Genomic DNA, 21,578 nt, shown 5'->3' with positions numbered 1-21,578 from the left:
CAAGATGAAGAATGGGGAGCAAGGAGAGAAGAATGGGGAGCAAAGAATGAATGAAGATGGCTGCACTGGACTCAAGAAGCGTCTGAGCGCGGTAGAAATTTGTGCGCGTGAACTTGTATGCCTACATCATGCCTTCCTGTTTTTAATCCTGTTTGCGGTTATACATGGTTACCACAATCGTAGGGACCTACGGTATTCCACCCAAAGTAAATACCTACTGAGCCATTTGCTCCCCCATTAAATATCAGCTCTGAGCCGTTTTTTGACATGCGAGGATGGAAAACGGGCCGGTGGGATTAGCCAAGTTGCGCTAAAAGGCTATTTTTTTTCTCCCCAAGATATAAACGCCTCGCGTCCTTGGCCGCGGCGTTTGCCGCCCGAGCAAGTCGAACCATCTGTCAGGATGGCGAAAAGCGCCAGACGAGTGGCTTTCTGTGGACGGAATGGGAACCACGCCGGTGGGCACTATGTCCATGTGGCCCTCATAGAGTTTCGCGCCCTCCGCGTTCTCGATGGAGAAGACGTGCCGGCCTTGCCGCTGGGACATGAAAGTGAAAGCGACGCTGTCCGTGGCGGCGGCGGCGATATAGGCTCCCATGTACCCAGCCTTTTCCCCATCCACGTACAGAAAGAGTTGTCCGCTGAAACTGCCACCCACGTTTGTTATGGTGGCGCGGATAAATTGGTACTCACCAGCGGTCATGTCGCCGATGAGGGTCACATTGTCCACCCTGAGCCGCGGCTTGGGCTGCGGTATGTCGCCGCGCCTGACAAACATCTTGCGCTCGCCAACGCTCAAAACATACGAGAACGCGTCGGTGTTGGTACATTTCATCCATTTGTCGTCGCCTTGGGTGCGGCATATCGGAGCTATGGCGGCTCCGTCGTGGCGAACGCCGATAGATCCCAAGGTCACGCCCTCCATTTTGGCCTCCTCGCCGGGCTCGAGCGTTTGCGCCCGCTCGATGAGCGCGCGCTCCAGCTTGCCACCCACGAACAGGCCCAATCCAACCTCCACGCGGATGGGTACCGCCATGATGTTTTTGTAAGAGAACGAGCAACGCAGGGGCTTGAAGTCTTGGGCAGGATCGTCGCGCTTGACCAATCGCGACTCGAACGCCAGCCCGGTGACCTGCACCAATGGGCGTGTCACGACATGATCCTCGGGTCGCAGGCCTATGGCCGCCGAGTGAAAGATGGTGTATCCCTCGGTGTTGCCTATACCGTCGGGGGCGTAGGCGTTGAGCACGGACAGGCGAAAGTAACCGTCGCGCGAGCCGCCCCATCCCCAATTGACATGAAAATAATCTCCTTGGCGGTAGCCGTCGCACACAAAAGCGTGCGTGCCGTCTGTGGGCGAGGATGCCACGTATATGACCGGCCGACCGGCGGCCACCTCGTCGTAAATCATGTCCGTCCACTCCTCGGTGGTATAAAAGTCTCTGATGACGAGCGTGGCGTCAGCGTCATAGCCAAAATAATTGACGAGGGCAGGCACTATGAGATTGTCGGGGGCGGTGGACCCATACGGCGAATAGTCCATCATGACCGCCGCGCCACATTGCCGCATGAGATAGGCCACGGCTTGGTTTTGCTCGTCGGAGCTGCCTTTTTTGTAGTCGTCGAGCATCTTGTCCCATTCAAAAGCGTGGCGTGGCATGAAATCCTTGCCCGTGGCGTGGGCTTCGTAACGGTCCGACGGTATGGGCCTCGTGGTCCGCGTGGACGGACATCGCTGGGCGAACATCACTTGCGCCATGGCCGTCGCCACGCATCCCGTGGGGGTGGGCTTGCCGTCCGCCATTGGGCATTGCAGATAATAAGGCCACAATTGGTTCCATTTAGACTTGACGATGGGCTCCACGGCGTGGCGCGCGGACGTAGACGCCAACGCGCGGACGGCGCGACGCGCGGACGGCGCGCGACGCATGGCTTGTATATCTTGTTGGTACGACTTGAGCAACAGGGCCATCGGGGCGGGCATGTCGCGCCGGTCTATTTGGCCGCTGTCCGCGTACCCAAGAATTTTGGGCGTTCGTTTGTCGCCGGATATGATGACAAAGCCCCGCCCACCGTCAACGTTAAAGACATAGTAGGAGGTGGGACGACCGTCATCGTCAGACTTGAAAGCGAGCGACACGCTCTCATGGGCTTGGGCCCGCGTCCGCGTATGGCGCGCCATGGCGAAAGCCTCCGCCTCGCGCCGCGCCTCGCCGGGAGACACTTGTTGGGCGCGAAGACAGAGGCCCATGAGCAGGAACGTCATGGTAAACAGTGTACTTCTCATGCGTGATGGATAATATGTGGGCGGTGGTTATCGGGCGCGCTCCATTCGCGCGCGGCGCGCTTTTCTCCTCGCCGCCGTGACATTGTCTGCTTTTTATCGTGCCGCGCGCCTCACGCGAGCGCGTCGGGAGACACCGCGAGCACGATACCTTGTTTATTGTGAAATCAATATTTTCTTGCCGTTGTGGATGTAAAGCCCCTTGGCCGTGGGTTTCTGTATGCGCTGTCCTTGCATGTTGAACCACAAGTCTTCCTTGGGATTGTCCATGTTGAGACCACGAACGCCGGTGCAATCAGAGTCGGTCATGGGCAAGAAATCCTCTCCTACGATTTTTATGGGCATCCAGCCCTTGTCTTTCATGGCTTTCATTTGTTCACTTGTGCACTTCATGTTGTCGCCCTCTTTTTTTAGCAACAAAGCGTGCTTGCCATCGAGTTCCCCGGGGATTGTGGGCAGCGTGGCCACGAGCTTGTCCAAGGCGTCGCCATCAAGAGGGTTGCCGATGACGCTGACCACCTTAAGTTGGGGGCAGTTGGACATGTCCACGGTCTTGAAGTTGCAGTTCTCCATGTAGACCTGTTCCAAATCGGGCATGTCCGTTATCCTCATGTCGGGGCCAAGACCCTTGCAGCCAGACATGTCGACAAAATTGAGTTTTTTGCAGTCGGAGAACACGAGCTTGGTGAGCTTGGGGCAGTATGACACGTCAAAAGAGGTAAGGTTGTCGCACTTGCCCATGTTCACGGCCTCAAAATCTTGATTTTGGTAAAGCTCCACTTTTTGCAATTGGCTGTTCTCCGGTATCACGATTTGTTTCATGTGTGTTTTAACGACCTTGAGCTTTTCCACCGTCTCGGGTATCCTCAGCTCGTCACACCCCACGATACCGATAGTGACCTCCTTGAGGTATTTGTTGCCCGTGAGATCTATGTCGGTGATGCAATAGCATTGCCTGAAATCAAGTGTTTCCACGTTGCCCCTGATGATGAAGGTGCCCTCTCCCCATATTTCCATGTTTTCTTGGTTGCCATATCCGGGAAGTTCCCATTTGATGATTGGGTCTCCCTCAAGAAACAAGTTGCGCTCGCGTTTGGGCGCAGGCGTGAATGTCATGTAGATAGGCCGTCTTGTCTTGGGATCTACCTTTTTAAATTTCATGATCCCCATGTCTTCTTTTTTGGGTTTGGCGGTTGCCCGGGTGACATTTTGGGGAGAGTTGGCGTTTGCCATAGACTCTTGCGCGCAAAACAACGCGCAAGAGATCAGAACTGTGTAAAGAAATTGTCTCATAATAATTTTAAGTTTAAAGTGTTGTTATCAGTTTGAAGTCATTGTTACCTCTATTTGGTTACCCTGCGCCAAAAGGTTGGCCAACACGCTCTTGATGTCGTCGCGAGTTGTCTCTTTGACAATGTTGGAGAAATTTGTGTCAAGGTCAACACCATTGTAAAGGTCGTTGTATACCACGTATTCCCAATAATTGTTCATCCGAAGCACTTGATGGTACACCTTCAGCTCATAAGCCTTCACTTTGTCCAAGTCGGCTTGTGACGGTCCTTGTTTGGCAAGCAGATGGAGTTGTTGGTAGATGATGGGAATGATCTTGTCGTATTTTTTTGGATCTGTCCTGAACGCGATGCGCAGCAGGGCCTCGTTTCTTGGATGGCGTTCCAGGCTGCCGTTCACCTCCACGTTGTAAGCTCCGCCCTTGTCTTCTCGCACCTTGTCGGTATAGGCCATGCGCAACAGCTGGCCGATGGCGTCCATGAGCAAGTCGTTGCGGTCCGAGTAGGGCATGGTTCCCTTGATGACGATTGTTGTTATGGTAGACGGCGTCTTTTGACTTTTAATGAATTTCTTTGTGATCTTGCCATCGCGCAACCTCGCCCCGAGCCGCCCGACATCCTCGCGCTCTCCCGTGGCTGGCAAGGACGCCATGTATTGGCACAGCAAAGGCCTGAGACTGTCCATGTCTATATTGCCCGTGAGGATGAGACTGAAATCGGCGGCGTTTCCGAATCTCTCCTTGTAAATCTGCATGACACGGTCGTAGCTTACGCGTCTCAATTTGTCTTGGCTCATCGACTCAAGCCTGTCGGTGCCATAGGCCGTGGCGTGCAGCGTGTCGTTGTACGCTATGAGAGGGTTAACACAAGCGTTGGCGAGAAACTCCTTTTGTTGGTCCATGAGATTGTTGAAAGCCGCCGTGTCTCGTCTCGGGGCGGTGAAATAAAGGTAGGCCAACTGAAAAAGCGTCTCCAAGTCTTTCTTGGTCGCGCTGCCTTTCATGCCCTCTGTCTCATCGTTGATGAAGGGCATGAGGTCGGCGGTGTTTCCAGCGAGTCTCTTCTCCAGGCCCGTAGCCGTGAAATCGCCTATTCCTCCCGCTGTCGCGCCCGATATGAGATATGTAAGGTTTGGCATGTCTTGGTTCGCGTACATGTCCTTGCCTCCCTTGCTGAAAACGTTCATCAAAATCTCGTCCGTCTCGAAATCGGTCTTTTTGGCGTATACGCGCATGCCGTTTGAGAGCGTAATCTCTGTATACCCATATTTGTATGGTTTCTCGCGCACGATGCTCCCCGGTGTGGGCAGATGGGCCACGAGCTTCTCGGCGATGGCTTTCTCGGCGTATGGCGCATAGCTTGACTTTTGGGCTTGGGCCACAAGTTGGCGTATGCGGTCGTGGGATGGCAGAGTCACCCCCGCCTTGTCTGGGGCGTACAGCGTGGCCACCTCGTTTTTGTTGGTGATTATCTCTTGTGCCATGCGGTTCGCGTCGGCGATGGTGACGGTCTTGTCAAGTGCCTGCACAAGCTCCAGCTCGTCCTCGGGAGCTATAATAGGCTCACCCTCAAGGAAGTTCTCCACGCATTGCTCCACAAAGTCGGCGTTGCGCCTGTCGTTTCGGTCCTCGTAATCCACCTTGGCGTAGTTCATCAACACGGCCTTGCCACGTTCCAGCTCGGCCGCGGTAAATCCTGTTTGCCTGGCTTGTTGCACGGCTCCCACCACGGCTTGGATGCCCTCCTCGACGCGTCCCTCCTTGAAAACGCCTGATATTTCGAACGCGTCTTTTGTGTTGGCCAAGAAGAAATGGCCGTCGCCCACTGACGCGGAGATAAGAGGCGTGCCGCTGTCTTGCGTAAGCTCGTCAAGACGGTCGTTGAGCATCATGCGCACAAGGCTGGTGAGGTATCCGTCCTTGTAATTCTCCACGCTCGCGCGCTTGTCCATTGGCGTGACGTCTCGCTTCATGTAAAGCGAGAAGTTGACGGTGGGCTGTTCTTTGTCCACGGCCGTGTGCACGATCATCCTCTCGTTGTCAGGGACTGGGAAGATTGGCCGCGGGGCCGCGTTTCGGGGCATTGGTATGCCTCCAAAAAGCTCACGTATTTTTTTCTCCATGCGGTCCACGTCGATATCTCCCACCACGATGACGGCTTGCAGGTCTGGCCTGTACCATTTGTGGTAGTAGTCCCTGAGGTCTTGGTAGGGAAAATTCATCACGATGCCCATATCGCCAATGGGCATGCTGTCCGCGTACTTGCTGCCTTGGTATATGATGGGCATGGCCTCCTCGGCCAATCGTTGCATGGCCATCCCCGCCCGTCTCGAGCGCCATTCCTCTTGCACCACTCCCCTTTCCTTGTCTATCTCCTTGTCCTCGAGCAGCAGGCTGTGGCTCCAATCGTGCATGATGAGCAGACACGAGTCGATGATGCCCTCGCGTTTGACGGGGGCGGCCGAGATGTTGTACACCGTTCGGTCCACGCTGGTGTACGCGTTGAGGTTGGTGCCAAACTTGATGCCCACGCTCTCGCACCATTTGACGATGCCCGGGCGGCTGTCGGTGCCAGGGAAGTGCACGGTGCCGTTAAACGCCATGTGCTCCAAGAAGTGGGCCAAGCCTCGCTGGCGCGGCTCCTCAAGAATGGAGCCAACGCGCTGGGCGAAGTAAAAATCGGCGATACCCTTGGTTTGGGCGTTGTGGCGGATATAATAGCTCATGCCGTTGGCAAGCTTTCCATAACGGATGGTCTTGTCTATCTTGACGGGTGTGGCTTGGGCCTGAAAGCACACGGCAGACAGTGCGACAAGGGCTTGTATGAACAGTGTTTTTGTCATTTTTGTTTTAAAAAAGGTTCTGGTCTTGCGGTCGCGCCGCTTGACAGGTTAAAGGTTTCTGAGTTTCTTGGCGAAATAGGAAGGTTGGGCGTTTGGCACGAAATCCTCGGTGGAGTTGTTGGTGTCTATCCATTTGCCTTTCTCGCCGAAATTTTGGTCCACCATCCAAGTGCCGGGTACGTTGTTGATGATGGCCGACTCTTCCACGTACTTGTGTCCCACCCGTTTGCGTATCACCGCGTGGGTGTAGCGCGTCTCGTCGAAGTCCACGTGTCCACAATAAGTGTAGCCCTTGTCCAAGCGCGGTGACGTGAGCAGCCACTCGTGCGCCGCCGGCACAGACAGGTTGACCGCGTCGAGCACCCACTCGTTGGGCATGTAATACTCATATTCGTTCATCGGGACAACAAAGTCTCCCTGCCTGAATATGTAGCCGAAATGATAGCGGAATTGGGTCATGTACGTTTTTTTGTCCACCATGGGGCGAGCTATGCCATACGACTTGACACCTCGCGTGTGGAACACGAAACATCCCTCGAAGCCCCCGTACCAGTTGTCAAGGTTGGGCACGCCAGGCACGTCGTGGTCGCCTTCGGGGTGCGTGCAGCTGTCGTAAATCTCAAAGTCAGCTTTGCTCAAGTCTATGGAGTTGGGGTTTATGAGCGTGTGGTCCTCGGCGGTAATGGCGATGGTGATCTCCTCCCCGGGCTTCACGGGGACATCCTTGCCGGAGCCGGGTATGACATAGATGGTCACAATGGTCATGGCCTTGTCCATAATGTTGGGCTGGTAGTCGTGCAAGTCGTCGCTGGTGAAGAAGGTCTCTATAAATGCCAAACCGTCGGCGTACATCACCGTGTCGCTATTGTTGCCGAACTTGATGTATTGGTCGTCGGTGTACATGTATCCGTCTGGCGTGGTGCTACCCGTAAAATATATCTCCGTGATGAGAAATCCCTCGTTTGCGCTGTACACGTTGAGGGCCAAGCGCGTGTCCTCGACACTGTCACTGGCTTTTATTCTCACGTTCTCGCGCGTGGCCTTGAGCGTGGCCTTGAGCGTGCGAGTTTTAACGGCATTCTTTTTGTTGGTCTTTTTGGTCGGGTCCACGATTTCCATCTTGTACGTCAGGTTGCCGTCCACCTTTACGCTGTAGAGCCCCTCAGGCAACGATATTTCGTCAGTGAGCATCCCCCCTGACATCTTGAAGTGAGTGGCCTCGTAGGTCTTTTTGGTTTGTATGTTTGTCAGCTCGGCCCTGACGTTCGACGGCTTGGGGTCTTGCACGTCGTATGGCATCGTGAGCGAGATGGTGTGTTTGACCATTCTTGCCTCTTGCTCCGGCATTTCGTCATTGACGCACGAGCAAAGAAGAACGACGACAACCATTAATGCGAGATGAATATTTTTTTTCATGTGGATTGGTTGATGAGAGGAAGAGGACGGCTGCCCTCCTCCTCTCTGACTTTATATAAGATGTTTACATGTGTATTCTCCTGATGCCCGTCTTCTTCAATTTCATCTGCATGAATGTGGGGCATGAGTTGCTCACGAAGTCTTCTGACGAGTTGTTGGTGTCTATCCACTTGCCGCCAAGGGACAAGTTTTGGTCTATCCACCATTCCGACTCCACGGGAGCTCCTTTGATATTGGCGTCTTCCTCCACGTAATTGTGGCCCTCGCGCTTGCGCACCACGGAGTGGTTGTATCGTCCGTCATCGAAGTCGGTCACCCCACAGTGGGCATATCCTTTGTCAAGTGTTTCCGAGGCGCACAACCACTGATGGTTTCCTCCGACAACGGAGAGATTCACGCAATCCACGACCCAAGCGTTTGGCATGAAAAACTCATTCTCATTCATGTCCATCCCAAATCCGTTAAAGCTGAAACGGTACTGGAACTGGTAGCGGAAATTTTCCATATTTTGTTTATACATTGCCATCGGGCTGACAATGGCATAAGATTTCACTCCCCTATCGTGAAAAGCAAAAGTACCCGTGAAACCGGGATACCAGTTCAACATGTTGGGCACGTTGGGCATGTCTTTGTCGCCTTCGCTTTGGTCGTAAATCTCGAAGTCGGCTTTGCTCAAGTCTATGGAGTTGGGGTTATGCTTGGTATGGTCCTCTGCCGTGAGCGCGATGGTGATTTCCTTGCCGGGCTGTATGGGATGTTCCTTGCCGCTTCCGGGTATCACGTATATGGTATTGATGGTCATGGCCTGGCTCATGATGTCTGGCTGGTAGTCGTGCTTGTCGTCGCTGGTGAAAAACGTCTCCACGAACGCCAGTCCGTCGGCGTAAATGACCGTGTCGCTGTTGTTGGCTATTTTCATGTATGTGTCGTCAACGTATATGTGTCCTTCGGGGTCTGTGGTGTGAGCGTAGAAAATCTCCGAGATGAGCAGGCCCTCGTGACGGTTGCGCACTTTCAGCCTCACATTGGTGTTCTTGTCACCTCCCTTTTGTATGTTGATGGGTGGCATGTCTGTCTTCACCATAGCCTCCACCTCCCTGATATTTTTTTTAATCATGGCTTTTGGCAATTTCTTCTTGTAGTTGTTCACATCGATGATATATTTCACCTTGCCTTGCATCTCGATGTTGTACGTGCCCTCCTGTATGGACAGCTCGCCCGTATATTGATTGCCTTTTTTTGTGAAGACGCTGATGGTATCCTTCTTTTGCGTTTCCACGTTGGTCAAGATGGCCTTACAGTCCACGAAGTCCGCATTCTTGGTCTCCGCCGGCACGTCAAAGGTGAAAGTATGGCTTACTATCTCCCTTGACACGTTGGCTGATAAATTTTTGGCCATCCTCGAATCTGTGTTCAAAAATTCGTCCGCGTTGTCGCTGCACGCTGAGAGCAAGCCCATGAAGGCCACGACAGCCATAGATGTTTTTAATCGACTCATATACATTTTTCTTTGGTTATTAATTGGTAAAACAATATTTCTTAGAAAGCCACACCTACAGTGGCCTTTAACTCGGCATGCACTCGGTCTGACAGTTTGGCGTGGCTACCCCCCACCTCGACAAATGGCCCCGCTCCTTTCCACATTTTGGGCTGGTACATTATTTTTATTCGTGAGGACACGCTTGTGTAGCTACCCGCCATCACGGCAAAAGTGTCGTCTGTCAACGCCGTGGTGAGCTTGTCCATCGTGGCGTATGGCATAACGCGCCTGCTTGATTTGTTGACCATTCTCGTGATGGCCGAGTCCCATTCGCAAAACACGCATCCCGCTATTCTCGCGACATATTGCAAATTCGCTTGGACGTAGGCCTTTCTCACCTCCATCAGGCGCTCCAGCATGATATAGCGCGAGCTTTGTTCTTGTTGTCCGGCCTTGGCCTCAAGGGTCCACCTGTGCTTGCCCCCTATGTGCATGGCGGCTCCCACATAATAATCATATAGATAATGTCTGTACATGGTCAGCGTGATGAGCGACTTGTACTCGGACCCCGAAGCACTTCCGGCTATATGCTCGTCGCCCTGGCGCCGGCGCGCGTCCATCGCGCCAAACACGCTCCATCCTATTCTTCCTTCTTGCTTCCAGCCCAAAAGCAGACGCGATTGGTCAACGTACAACGTGGATATGGGCAGCGCGTTGAGGTCCGTGAGTATCTTCTTGTAGGGCGTGTGTTGGTATTCGGCCGACAAAAAGACTCCCGAGCCGCTCCTTGGGCGCAGGCGCAAGTCTGTCGCGAATCCCAACCCTTTGTAATAGCACGTGCGGTTGGCTCCCGCAAAGCGCAGGTAGTCGGTGCCCAGCCCCGTCATGTGGTACTCGGGCTTCACGCCCAGCTCATTGTAAAATTCCACGTCGTTCGTTTGCTTGTATATATTCGCGCCGGCGCCCAAGCCCACCCTGTATCTCCACAAAGACACGTTGGCTCCCACGGCCATGCGCAAGTCTGTCGCTATGCCGCGCGGTCGCGGGTCTATCATGCGGTATTCGTGCTCGGCCCTGAACTTGAGGTTCGCGCCTATCGCCCACCTGCCCGTCGTCAGCGAGTACCCGCCGAAAAAGGCATATTGCTCGTTTCGCATGTTTCCGCCCACGGTGTCGGCCATCACGTAGGGGTAAAGCAACTCATAGTCAGAGGTGGAGCAAAAACGTAAGTTTCGCTTTTCTCCCATTTGGTAGGAAGCCCCGCCCCACACCGTTCCTTTCTTGCCCAACTTGAGGTAAGAGTCCACGTAGGCCTTTCCCAACAGGTGCCGATCGCCCATTTGTTGGATGAGTGCTTTGCTCTCATGGCCAAAGTCGACCTTAAGCCCCAGTTCGGAGTACGATGTCCGGAAAGCTCCGTCCATGAAAGAGGGGTTGTCCCTGTATGCCGCGAGCAGGTTTATCCACCTGTCGTTGTGCTCGGCTACGGCGGTGGTGTCTTTGGGAGAGCACCAAGTCTCACAGGATATGCCGATAAATGCCGCCAATAGTATGTGCTTGCGTATGTCCATAAATTACATGAAGATAAGTTTGGCCTTGATCGTGGTGGGATGGTCCGTTATTTCCACATAGTCGGATGAGGAACGGAAATATTTCACCTCCTTGTTTTTTTCTTTGTCTTTTTTGTTCACAAACCTAAGCGTTCCCTCCGCCTCCAGCGAGTAAGCGCCTCGCATGAGATCCATTTGCACGCTCGACAGGTTGAACGCCGACGAGGAGTATTTGTATCCATTGCTAAGGTTTCGCAGGGTTATCGTACCCTGCATTTGCACCAACTCTATGCTGTCCGGAATGACCACCTCCACCACGGCTGTGGTTTCGTAGTCCTCGTAGCCGTGCAAGCAACTTTGCGTTGTCATGGCCATGACCGCGATTGCGATGGCAAGAAAAATTTTTTTCATAATTTTATGTTAGTTTCCAGTCCAAAATAAGGGGTGACATATCGGCGCAGCGTCATGCCCTTACGCACGTAATCCGGGTGCGCGTCCCACAGTTTGTTCACGAACAGGGCGATGCGCATCTTGTCGCCGAACAATTTCTTGGTGGCCTTGAGGTTGAGGTTCATCTCAAAAGGTATGGTCTGCCATTCAAACGCCGCCATGCTGTATTGGTGCCTCACCAAAAACTGTTTGTACTCATCGTGCTTGTCGGCCTCGACGAAAGGCCTCACTTTCCCCGACTCGTCCATGTATTGCAGGGGAACGTTTTCTTTTTTCATGGATTGTTCGCCAGTTACCCACACGCACTGCGCGGAAAGGCTGAAGCCCAATTTCAGTCGTGGTATGTCGGTGTCGAAAGTGAAATTGGTGTTTGTCATCTCTCGTATGTAGCCGTCGTCATCCTTGTATATGCCCACCAAGTTGAGCGCGGAGCCGTTCAGACGCAACGATGGCTTGTACTGAATGGGGAGAGAGTTGTGATATTCTGTCCTGAACCACGCCCCCGTGATGGTTAGTCGCGTGTTCACGATGGGGAAGCGTATGGTGGACAAGGTGTACTCTATTCCCTGCTTGAACGTGCGACTTCCGTTGGAGGTGTCGCTGTAATAGCGCAGGTCGGCCACGGTCTTGTACGGCAGATTGTTTACGTCGGGACGCGCCTTTACCGTCTCATGGTCTATGACATCCGTGTCAAACTCCCTGTAAACGAATGGCGAGAACACGTCCATAAACCTGAAGCCAGACTTCATGTCCTCTCTGAAGTATGTCAGCGTGAGTCGGTTTCCGCCCCAATCCATGTCGCCCCTTATCTCCCATTTAAGGTTTCGCGCGGGGGCCAAGTGGTTATTGGTGGGGTCTATGACGTATGTCATAAGGTACATGCGCCTGTAACTCGCGTTGGTATGGAAATAGTTCATCTCCACCAAGTCCATGTACACCGGCTCCGGGTAGAGCTGGTCTATGGTCGGGAACATGGTGTGCCTGCCCACTCCGCCCGTCAGCGTGAAGACAAGTGGGTCTTGCCCCAAGTCTATCTGTGGGAACGTCCAGCCCATGTTCACGCGTGGGTCCACGTATACTTTGTTTCTGATGTCAAATCTCTTGCCAAGTCCCAGCATGGTCTCGCCGCGCACTCCCGCTTCTATCTCGAGACGGTTGCCGCCTATGGCAAAAGTGGCCTGCTCCTCGGCGTATACGGACAGCATCTGCGTGGCGGGAATGTCCGAGTACTTGCGCGGCCTGAACGAGGCGCCCGTATACACAGGGTGCAACCGGTCATACACTTGGCCGGCACCCAAGTTTCGGTCCATGTCGTAATCCACGCCCACGATGAGACTGTTGGGATGTTTTGTTTTTGGCACGGCGAATGTGGCGTTGGCCTTGAGAAAGAGGTTCGTGGGCCTGCCGTCCACGGTGTGCGTGGCGGTATAACGGTATGGGGTGATGAACACGGCGTCGCTCTCTCCCTCCGTCATGGTCATGGCAGAAGGCGTGCCACTGGTCACGTTGACCCTTCGCGTGCGCGCCAGCCAGTCTTTTTGGTAAGAGTAAGAAGCCGTCAGTTCCAAGTCCCTGAAATAGGAACGCTCCTTCTTACTGTTGAGATTGAATGTCCAGCTTGCCGCGTACCGGTTGTATTCCGACACGTATTTGTCCTCGCCGCCGTGGTTAAACTCCGGATCCACTTTCTCATTGTCAAACGATCCGCCATAGTCGAGGTTAAGCGCGGAGCTGATGTCGTGCGAGTTGGTGCTCCATGCCTTGTTAAATCTTACGGAGAACGTGAGCCGTTGGTAGTTCTCCAACGGGTTGCGCGGCTCAAACTTGTTGTTGAGGTAGTCCGCGCTGAAATTAATTGAGAACTTGGCCGGCTTCCACTCTACGCCCTTGGCTATGTAGAAGAGCTTGGAGTTCATGTCAGCCTTGAACCTCGCTGATATGTCGTTGCCTCCCTTGCGCCGTTTCACCTTGACGAGACCACTGGTGAGATCTCCATATTTGACAGAAGGTATGCCTCGCACGATGGTCACCTCCTGAATGTCGTCCGTTCCCAATGTGCGCATGTCCACGCCAGCGTTGGCAAAGTTGCGCTTCGTGGACGTGCGGTCGTCGGCTCCGTCCAGGTATTGCATGTTGCCGTTGGTGCTGATGGGCGCGCCGTCTATGATAAACCGCACTCCTTGCGATGTGGTGTTGTATCTCTTGTCCCTGACAGGCACCTCCCTCAGCTTGATGATGTTGGGCACGTTCAGTTGGGGGTCTTTGGCCCTCCCTCCCGGCAGCAGCTCGAGCAAGTCGCCGAAGCTTGATGGCTGCAAGTGGTCCATGGCGTGCCTTCTGATGGTGGAGGCACTCGACAGCCCGTGATCCTCTTGCGCCGTCACCACCACATCGTTCAGCGTGTTCACCCTGGGCGCGAGGTAATAGGTGCCCGAGGCCTTGGCTTGCGCCTTGATGGCCCTGTAACTTATGTGCGATATTTTGATGGTGGTTCCGGGTGGCGCACTCAGGCTGAAACGTCCATTCTTGTCCGTCACGGTGCCAGCCTTCTTTTTGCCTGTCACGCTAACGCTCGCCCCCATAATGGGCGCGTTAGTTCCCTTGGCCACCACCCTGCCGTCTATTTGGGCAAAGAGGGCGGTGGGGGCCATGAAAAGAGCGCAAGTTAGCGCGACATTTCTCATCACGCTGGCTAATGGTCTTCTTGTAGTCATGCTTGTCTTGGTGATCTGGATGGTTAAAAATGCTTGGGGCTTATTCGGCCACGGGGTGTATGGAGAAACCCGAGGCCCTGTAATGGGCGAATATAGGCGCCACGGCGTTCGGCGTGTGGTACATGGCCCGTCCAATAGTTGGGCTTGACGGCATGGCCGTCCAGTAATAGCCCACCCACTGCTCGTTGTACACATCTTTGGTTTCCCTGTCGTATCCTCTGCGGCCTATGTCCTTTCGCCAGCCGTCGTTATGCTTCCGGCAGCCCGATGCTGGGAAATACACAGTGGCGGCATGGCCGTTTACCCTGCCATTGAATTGCCACCCCCTTTTCCATGAACCAGAGGCGTTGATTTCCTCGCGCCCGGTAAACAGTCCGGTAAAATTAAATCCCGTGAAAGCACCGGCCGACGGCAGGCGGAAGCCTGGTGGGCATGGGTCGTAAACGGTCTTGACCACCGGATTGTCATTGATGCCAGTGCCAGTGTTGTCCATCGACCACAGGTTGAGCCATCCGAAATCCTTGCCCCAACTCTCGCCGTCTATGTAAAAGTAGGCGGGGTTCTGTATACTTTTCGGGATGGAAATGACATCGCCGGCGTTCTTGCGGTATTTCCCCCTCACGGCCAGGCCTTTGTCAATGCCGGGGAAAGCGTCCTTGCGGCCAAACTGATAAAACGTGGAGTAGCCATCGCGCTTGCTTCCACTTTTCTGCGTGATGGTGACGACATCGGTTTGGCGGTCCGGACTGTCGGTCACTTGCTCTATCCTCACCCTCACCGTTCGCGCGTGGTCGTCCACAGGATCTTTCCACTCGGTGTATTTCCATCCCAACGTCTCTTTCGAGAACTTGTAGGGCACGTTGTCTTTGTTTAGGCATGTCACCACGTCGAGTGCGTCGGTGGGCGCGAACCACAAGTGCCACGACCATAGGCACACGCCCTTGCTGTCTACCGCCGCCACCACCACATTGCCGTTCTTGATGCGCTCGCGCGCCACGTCGAAGCACAAGTAGCTGTCGACGCCCCTCCCTTGTATGGAGGCATTCGTCACCAATGCCGGCTCGTCAGCCCATATCACCTTGACGGCCACCGCCGGTTGGGCAGCGTTTTGCGCGTTGATGTATGGTGTCTCTATGGGCCTGCCCTCGTGGTCCACAAAGTGAGACAGTATGCCCTTGCCCTTGTTCTTGGTGATATAAGCTCGCTCGTTGGTCTTGTCATCGGCTATGGAATTACCGTACACAAGAGGCAGCTTGTAATGGCCCGGTGCACTGACGAGGTAGCAATTAGCCGTGTTTCGCGGCGCGGGGCTGCCATCAGGTTTATGCGTCGACAGGTCATAGCGCTCCGCGGCGGAGCCTCGCTCCGCAGCCTGCCGCAGCGCCTCGTTGCGTGGGGCGAGATGGTCCACGAGACGGGTGGGCGCAAGTTTGGCGTTGCCTTTTTCCACCTCCAGCCCACCCTCGCCGCGCGTCTTGCTCAGCGAGATGAGCCAATCGGGCTTCTCGTCCATGCTAAACACGTTGTCGTCGTTGGCGTCGTAGCCCGTCACGGCCCACGCCACCGGAAACTCTTGTTTCTTGTCCGCGCTCTGACGGTAGCTCTTGACAGTGTAGTTGCCACTCTCTGTCTTGTCGAACGACGCGGGCGAGGGACTGCTCACGTCCAGCACGTAGGCCGACGAGACAGAGCGGTCGTTGGCGTACTCGTCGCCACACGAGGCGAGCGACATCGCGCAAACCGCCACGAGCGGCCACGCCGCTCGCTGCCACGCAAGGGGAAAAATGTCTGTTGTCATGGTGCTATTAAAGCCGGGCGTAGGCAAGTTTTTCCTTGCCTGCCCGACATGAGGTCATTCTATTTGCTGATTACTATTTTTTTACCATTATAAATATAAACGCCTTTCGCTAAAGGCTTGCGCACGCGCCTGCCCTGCAGGTCGTACCAAGAGCCGTCGCCACCACGCGAGACCATGGCGCGAGACATTCCGTCCGGGACTTTTGTTCCCGAGAATATATCCCATTGAAAAAACTCTTGGTCGCCAAACTTTTGCCAAACGGCTTGCTTGGCTGTCCAGCCTTTTTCAACCACGGCGTCCACTTGGTCCTCGGTGCAGAGGTTCTTGTTGCCGGATCGCTCGTTATAGACACAGAATTCGCGCTCCATCTCGCCGTCTTCCTGTACCAGCGAGTTGATAAGGTTGTCCATCTCTTTCCCCTTGATACCATTGTCCCACACAGATAAAAATTTCAGCTTGGGGTTGTGCTCCACGGTGAGACCTCGCAATTTGTTACCGCTGCATTCCAGCCATTCGAGTTCGGGGTTCTTCGACACGTCGAGCGATGTCATGTTGTTCTTGTTCACCCACAGCTCTTGCAATAACGGCAGGCAGGTCACGTCTATGGTGTGCAGGCGCGGGTTCTCGCCGGCGTTCAGGTTGGTGATAAGCGGGCATGTACTCAGGTCAAGCCGCTCCACGTCACACCCCTGGACCGACACGGAGTTGAGAAGGGGATTTTTGGATATGTCAAGTTCCTTTAGGTTTTTGCAATAGCTGGCCCACACCTGCTGTAGCTTGGGATTGGTCCCTATGACGAGTTTGTGTATGGGGTTTTCGTTCACGCGTATGCTGTACAGGTCGGGGCAACCGCTTATGTCTATCTCTTGCATGTCGCAATTGGCCAAGCTCACGTCCACGAAGTCGCCGCGCAACGTCACCTCGGGGGCGGTAACCCAAAGGTTGAATTTCTGGTCGGCCACACCTTTGGGCAAGGCGTTCTCCAACTCCCCACCCTCTATGGTGATGTCCTTGCCTATGATGGGGGCCTTGGTGTTTAGGTCAGGGTCCGTGGGGTTGTCCATCCTCACGAGGATGTCGCACCTGAAACCTTTTATCTTACCACTCTCGGGATCGAACTTGCCGGTCTTAAACTTGATGACGCCCTTGCCCGACTGGGCTCTCGCCACACCGCCAATAAACAAGGATAACATTAAAAAGAAGTAGAGTTTTTTCATGCGAAAATTAATTTAAATTAGATTTTGCAAAGATAGTAAAAAGACAAATCGCGCAAAATACCCAAATATCGGTAAATCATCATCATCAATTATAGGTACGTTCCACGGCTTCGCCACCTCATCTTTAACATACATTCGCCCCCCCTTCATAGCATCCCCTTGGGTCAAGCGTGGCCACCCGGATTTATCAGGGCGCATGGGGGCGGCAAGCGACTGTCTCGCGACGTGCGTTTCCCCTCGCTCGCCTCCCAAGGTTCAAAACGCGACAACGAGGACCGCCAACCACGAGCCACCTCTATAAATAAGGCGCGTCAAGCGTCCCTTTTTTACCTTTGGCAACATGGCAACATCACCAAACAAACATTTTAAGAATGGTAACGCACACAAACAAAATGTAAGTTAAATCCGCAAAATTCTCTGTGTTTTATTTGGAGTCTATCTCAGAAACAATTATATTTGCGTCGTCTTAATGACATTATGAAACAACACTGATTGGGAGGCAGTTCCAACCTTACTAACCTTTAAAGTATTAAATTGTAATAACTACTTTGTACTATGGAAGTTGAACAAGTATTAAAAGGCCTGATGTGGAAACACGCTGGCGAACCTGAATTTCTTCAGGCAGTAAAAGAGGTGCTGGAATCTATTAAAGATGTATACAACCAGCATCCCGAGTTTGAAAAAGCTCATCTCATTGAGCGTCTCGTTGAGCCGGAACGAGTGTATATGTTCCGCGTGCCATGGACAGACGACAATGGCGAGGTGCACGTAAACACGGGTTACCGCGTACAATTCAACGGAGCCATCGGCCCATACAAAGGCGGACTTCGCTTCCACGACTCGGTGAACCTTAGCATCATGAAATTCCTTGGCTTCGAGCAGACATTCAAGAACGCGCTCACCACGTTGCCCATGGGTGGCGGCAAGGGTGGCTCCGACTTCTCTATCCGCGGCCGTTCCGACGCAGAGGTAATGCGTTTCTGCCAGGCTTTCATGCAAGAGCTTTTCCATCACATTGGTCCCGATGAGGACGTCCCCGCAGGCGACATCGGCGTTGGAACGCGTGAGATAGGCTTCCTTTTCGGTGAATACCGCAAACTCACACACCAGTTCCAAGGCATGCTTACAGGCAAGGGCTTTGAGTGGGGTGGTTCCATCCTTCGCCCGGAAGCCACGGGCTATGGCGCGCTCTATTTCGTGAACGAGATGATGCAAACCAAGGGTATCGACATCAAGGGCAAGACCGTTGCCATCTCCGGATTTGGCAACGTGGCTTGGGGCGCCGCCCTAAAGGCCACGCAGCTCGGCGCCAAGGTCATCACCATCAGTGGTCCTGACGGATACATCTACGACCCGGCAGGCCTCGACAACGAGAAAATCGACTACATGTTGGAGCTTCGCTCAAGCGGCGAGGACATCTGCGCGCCATACGCCAAGAAGTTCAAGGGCTCCGAGTTTGTTGCCGGTCGCAAGCCTTGGGAACAAAAAGCGGAGATCTATCTCACATGCGCCACACAAAATGAGCTTAACGGCGACGACGCCGAAAAGATATTGGCTACCAAGCCATTGTGCGTCGCCGAGGTTAGCAACATGGGATGCACCAACGAGGCTGTCGACAAGTTCGCTCAAGCCAAGCAGCTCTTTGCCCCGGGCAAGGCCGTCAACGCGGGTGGCGTAGCCACGTCAGGATTGGAGATGACACAAAACTCTATCCGCCTGCAATGGACCGCGGAGGAAGTTGACAAGAAACTACACGCCATCATGCACTCCATCCACGAGCAATGCGTGAAGTACGGCAAGCAAGATGGCGATTACATCAACTATGTCAAGGGCGCCAACGTAGCCGGATTCATGAAGGTGGCCAAAGCCATGATGGCGCAAGGCATTGTGTAAAACCTTAGCGCGTGAATTATAGAGTAACCTTATTATTTATAATTATCATTTTTACAGGCTTTACTCCCGTAGCGGCACAAACGCACAGGGGTAAAGCCTCTTATTATTCCAAGAAAGCCACCGGGGCAAGGACGGCCAGCGGCGAAAGGCTGCATCACGACAGTTTGACGTGCGCCCATCGCACCTATCCTTTTGGCACGATGCTCAAGGTGACAAATCTCTCCAACAACAAGGAGGTGGTGGTGCGCGTCATCGATCGCGGACCGTTAAGACGCGGGCGCATCATCGACCTGAGCTGGGGCGCCGCGCGAGCGTTAGGCATGCTCGCGCAAGGTGTGGCCATGGTAAGGGTGGAACGGTTAGACAAGATTAGGCCGCCCTACCGAATGGACCAAAGCGAGCAAGTGCTGCCATTGATAGATTTAAAAATGGCCGAGCTAATTGGCGGCTCCGTAGATTATGTAGACGCGACGCCAGACCGCAAGCATGCCACACAAACACGCCGTGCAAGCGCCCCGCACAACAGGGTGGACAAAAACGACCCCTCAAAGAGCGGTATAAACAAGACCAACAAGAAAAGCCACGGCGCCATTGGCAAGAACGACAAAAAGATGATGGCTCGAGAGGCCGCGAGAAACAGTCAGCCGCACAAACCCGCCATGAAAAAACTGACAAGAATGGCCAACGAAAAACAAAACAACGACAATTAGCTTGCCGGGCAAGTTTTGGCTCGGCCCCACAAAATTAACGCCAATCCGCCCACACGCCCACGCACCCATACCAACATGAAAGGATAAAGCGGCTACCTCTTGGTTGGTATGTTGAACTCACAGACTCTGGAGATGGCTTTCGACCCTTGGACCACACTGGCGCGCAACTTTACCTTCCCAGTTCTTAACCGCGGGCCGGCTTGAACGAAGGCGGTGTACCTAATGCCTTTTCCGGGCATGACGCTCTCCACGCGCGCGCTTGGCGAAATGTAAATGTCACGATTGCCCGAAGCCTCAACCACGGTGGGCGTCAAATCATATAAAACGCTGTCGCCTCTGTTTATCACCTCAAATATCAGCTTGCACGTCTCGCCACGCTCCATGACACCATTCTCGTTGCCATCCACGAAACGAGCGTCGCGAATTTCAAGCGCGGGCTTATAGCTCACGCCCTCGGCGATGCCGTCAACGCTCCACCCTTGGGGATTTCTCGCACACGGCTGCCGCCCATTGTAATTGTCCGCTCGGTCTGTCGAATTAAAATCGTACAACCTGTCATCGCCACTGTTTGTCTCGTCGAAACCACTGCCATAGCCGTCGTCGCCGTGGCCCGGCGCGGCGGCGACGCCGGCCTGGTACATTTCGTCACGTTGCGGCCGGGCGGCCGGGCGAGCCGCGCGGCCACGCTCACAAGCCTCCATTTCGCGCTCGCGCTTCTGATCGGCCACGCTGCCAATGGCGCCACCCACGACGGCGCCACCGGCCATGCCAACGATGGCGCCGATGTCAGAACCTCTACCGCCACCGACAATGCCACCTATGGCCGACCCAAGGATAGAACCTATTTGGCACCCACCATAGGCGCCCGCGCCAGCATAGCTGTCGCAACCGGAAAACAAGACGCCGGCCGCCACCAACAAAACAAAGGTCTTTTTCATAAATCTCTTCTTTTTAACCGTTTACAAAGATAACTTTAAAATGCCAAACGCCGTGGATGTTTTCCCTACTTTAACATAGGGTTATCCCTAAATCGCCGCTCTGCACAGCAATAAAAAGGAAAAATTCCAACACTTAGCCTACTTTTGTTTGGCAGCCAAAGAAAAAAAAACTATTTTTGCAACTCAGCTTTTACGACCTGTCGCGAACGGCCGCGTGCCCATTTCTCGATTTGGCCGTCGTCTTGGGCAAGGCTCGCGGTGGTCCGTATGGACTGACAAAAGACGGCCACGCGACAAAAAAAAAGACTTGTTGACGGTTGCGACGCAAAATGTAAAAAATGACAATAGACTACACATTTCATGATGACACCTTGTTAAATTTTGATCAAAAATGACACAAGCACAGCCACCACATACCGTGAACGGCAAGACCATGACAGGCGCCACAGAAGCCAACAGCGCCCCCGACAACTCGCCGTGGTACGCGCTACGCATCTTTTGCTCGCGCCAGGAAGAAATAGCCGACACTCTCCAAGCGCACGGTTACGAGATTTTCATACCCATGGAGCTGGTTGGCGTGGAAGACTCGCGTCGACATGTCAAGCAACATCTACGGCCCGTGGTGCGCAACCTGCTCTTTATCAAGAAAAAAGACGAAGAATCGGCCTTGCGCCATCTCATCCAAGACATACGCTATCCCATAAGCGTCATCAAAAAAGAGGTGGGATCCAATCGTTTCTACGAAATTCCGGACCGTCAAATGTCAGAGTTCCAAGCCATGTGCAACCCCGACATACTTGAGAAAAAATACCTCAGCGAGGAGCAAGCGCGGCTCAAGGCCGGCGCCGAGGTGGTAGTGGCCTACGGACCGCTAAAAGGCTTGCGTGGCAGGCTGGTGCGTTCCAACAAGCGTTATTTCCTGCTAAAAGAGGTTCCCGGCTTGGGCGTAATGCTCAAGGTGACGCGCTGGTGCTGCAAGGCCATATAAAACACGCCG

At 53.9% G+C, this 21,578-nt stretch carries 15 protein-coding genes; 4 read left to right on the top strand and 11 right to left on the bottom strand.

Annotated features, from left to right (window positions below):
- The coding region (locus HMPREF1640_RS13590) for a hypothetical protein (protein ID WP_231565808.1) at positions 1-241 on the top strand (241 nt) is incomplete at its 5' end.
- Positions 242-310: 69 nt separating this feature from the next.
- Here the strand turns inward: HMPREF1640_RS13590 and HMPREF1640_RS00580 are convergent.
- The 10 genes from HMPREF1640_RS00580 to HMPREF1640_RS00535 form a co-directional block, all read right to left on the bottom strand.
- Positions 311-2,287, bottom strand: coding sequence for a C10 family peptidase (locus HMPREF1640_RS00580; protein WP_081935223.1), 1,977 nt, complete (start codon positions 2,285-2,287; stop codon positions 311-313).
- 153 nt (positions 2,288-2,440) lie between these two features.
- Positions 2,441-3,577, bottom strand: a complete 1,137-nt coding sequence (locus tag HMPREF1640_RS00575) for a hypothetical protein (RefSeq protein WP_156098645.1) — start codon at positions 3,575-3,577, stop codon at positions 2,441-2,443.
- Between the two features lie 27 nt (positions 3,578-3,604).
- Complete coding sequence (locus HMPREF1640_RS00570; protein WP_036891468.1) at positions 3,605-6,415, bottom strand: pitrilysin family protein; 2,811 nt, start codon at positions 6,413-6,415, stop codon at positions 3,605-3,607.
- 48 nt (positions 6,416-6,463) lie between these two features.
- Positions 6,464-7,831, bottom strand: a complete 1,368-nt coding sequence (locus HMPREF1640_RS00565) for a DUF4876 domain-containing protein (RefSeq protein ID WP_036891467.1) — start codon at positions 7,829-7,831, stop codon at positions 6,464-6,466.
- Between the two features lie 64 nt (positions 7,832-7,895).
- Entirely contained in the window at positions 7,896-9,329 is a 1,434-nt protein-coding gene (locus HMPREF1640_RS00560; RefSeq protein WP_197051462.1) for a DUF4876 domain-containing protein, read from the bottom strand.
- Between the two features lie 41 nt (positions 9,330-9,370).
- On the bottom strand, positions 9,371-10,882 hold the full coding sequence (locus HMPREF1640_RS00555; protein ID WP_156098643.1) for a DUF6850 family outer membrane beta-barrel protein: 1,512 nt from the start codon (positions 10,880-10,882) through the stop codon (positions 9,371-9,373).
- A gap of 3 nt (positions 10,883-10,885) precedes the next feature.
- Complete coding sequence (locus HMPREF1640_RS00550; protein ID WP_036891466.1) at positions 10,886-11,272, bottom strand: hypothetical protein; 387 nt, start codon at positions 11,270-11,272, stop codon at positions 10,886-10,888.
- Complete coding sequence (locus HMPREF1640_RS00545) at positions 11,269-14,025, bottom strand: carboxypeptidase-like regulatory domain-containing protein (RefSeq protein ID WP_231565807.1); 2,757 nt, start codon at positions 14,023-14,025, stop codon at positions 11,269-11,271. The genes HMPREF1640_RS00550 and HMPREF1640_RS00545 overlap by 4 nt, the downstream gene beginning before the upstream one ends.
- 40 nt (positions 14,026-14,065) lie before the next feature.
- Positions 14,066-15,823 carry a hypothetical protein gene (locus HMPREF1640_RS00540; protein WP_052051635.1) on the bottom strand — a complete coding sequence of 586 codons (1,758 nt, stop codon included), beginning with the start codon at positions 15,821-15,823 and terminating at the stop codon, positions 14,066-14,068.
- Between the two features lie 59 nt (positions 15,824-15,882).
- On the bottom strand, positions 15,883-17,040 hold the full coding sequence (locus tag HMPREF1640_RS00535; protein ID WP_036891464.1) for a leucine-rich repeat domain-containing protein: 1,158 nt from the start codon (positions 17,038-17,040) through the stop codon (positions 15,883-15,885).
- 555 nt (positions 17,041-17,595) lie between these two features.
- Here HMPREF1640_RS00535 and gdhA point away from each other — a divergent pair.
- Both gdhA and HMPREF1640_RS12670 read left to right on the top strand, forming a co-directional pair.
- Positions 17,596-18,933, top strand: coding sequence for an NADP-specific glutamate dehydrogenase (gdhA, locus tag HMPREF1640_RS00525; protein ID WP_036891461.1), 1,338 nt, complete (start codon positions 17,596-17,598; stop codon positions 18,931-18,933).
- 11 nt (positions 18,934-18,944) lie between these two features.
- A complete protein-coding gene (locus HMPREF1640_RS12670; protein WP_081935222.1) occupies positions 18,945-19,643 on the top strand; it encodes a septal ring lytic transglycosylase RlpA family protein in 699 nt (232 codons plus the stop codon).
- A gap of 92 nt (positions 19,644-19,735) precedes the next feature.
- Here HMPREF1640_RS12670 and HMPREF1640_RS00515 read toward each other — a convergent pair whose 3' ends face one another.
- Positions 19,736-20,581, bottom strand: coding sequence for a hypothetical protein (locus HMPREF1640_RS00515; RefSeq protein ID WP_036891459.1), 846 nt, complete (start codon positions 20,579-20,581; stop codon positions 19,736-19,738).
- 391 nt (positions 20,582-20,972) lie between these two features.
- Between HMPREF1640_RS00515 and HMPREF1640_RS00510 the strand changes: the two genes are divergently transcribed.
- The gene (locus tag HMPREF1640_RS00510) at positions 20,973-21,569 is read left to right on the top strand and encodes a UpxY family transcription antiterminator (RefSeq protein WP_081935221.1); all 597 of its coding nucleotides are present in this window, start codon (positions 20,973-20,975) and stop codon (positions 21,567-21,569) included.
- The last annotated feature ends 9 nt before the right edge of the window (positions 21,570-21,578 follow it).

Source organism: Prevotella sp. S7-1-8, from assembly GCF_000758925.1.
In the GTDB taxonomy this organism is placed as follows: Bacteria; Bacteroidota; Bacteroidia; order Bacteroidales; family Bacteroidaceae; genus Prevotella.
This window is presented reverse-complemented; position numbering and strand designations above follow the sequence as displayed.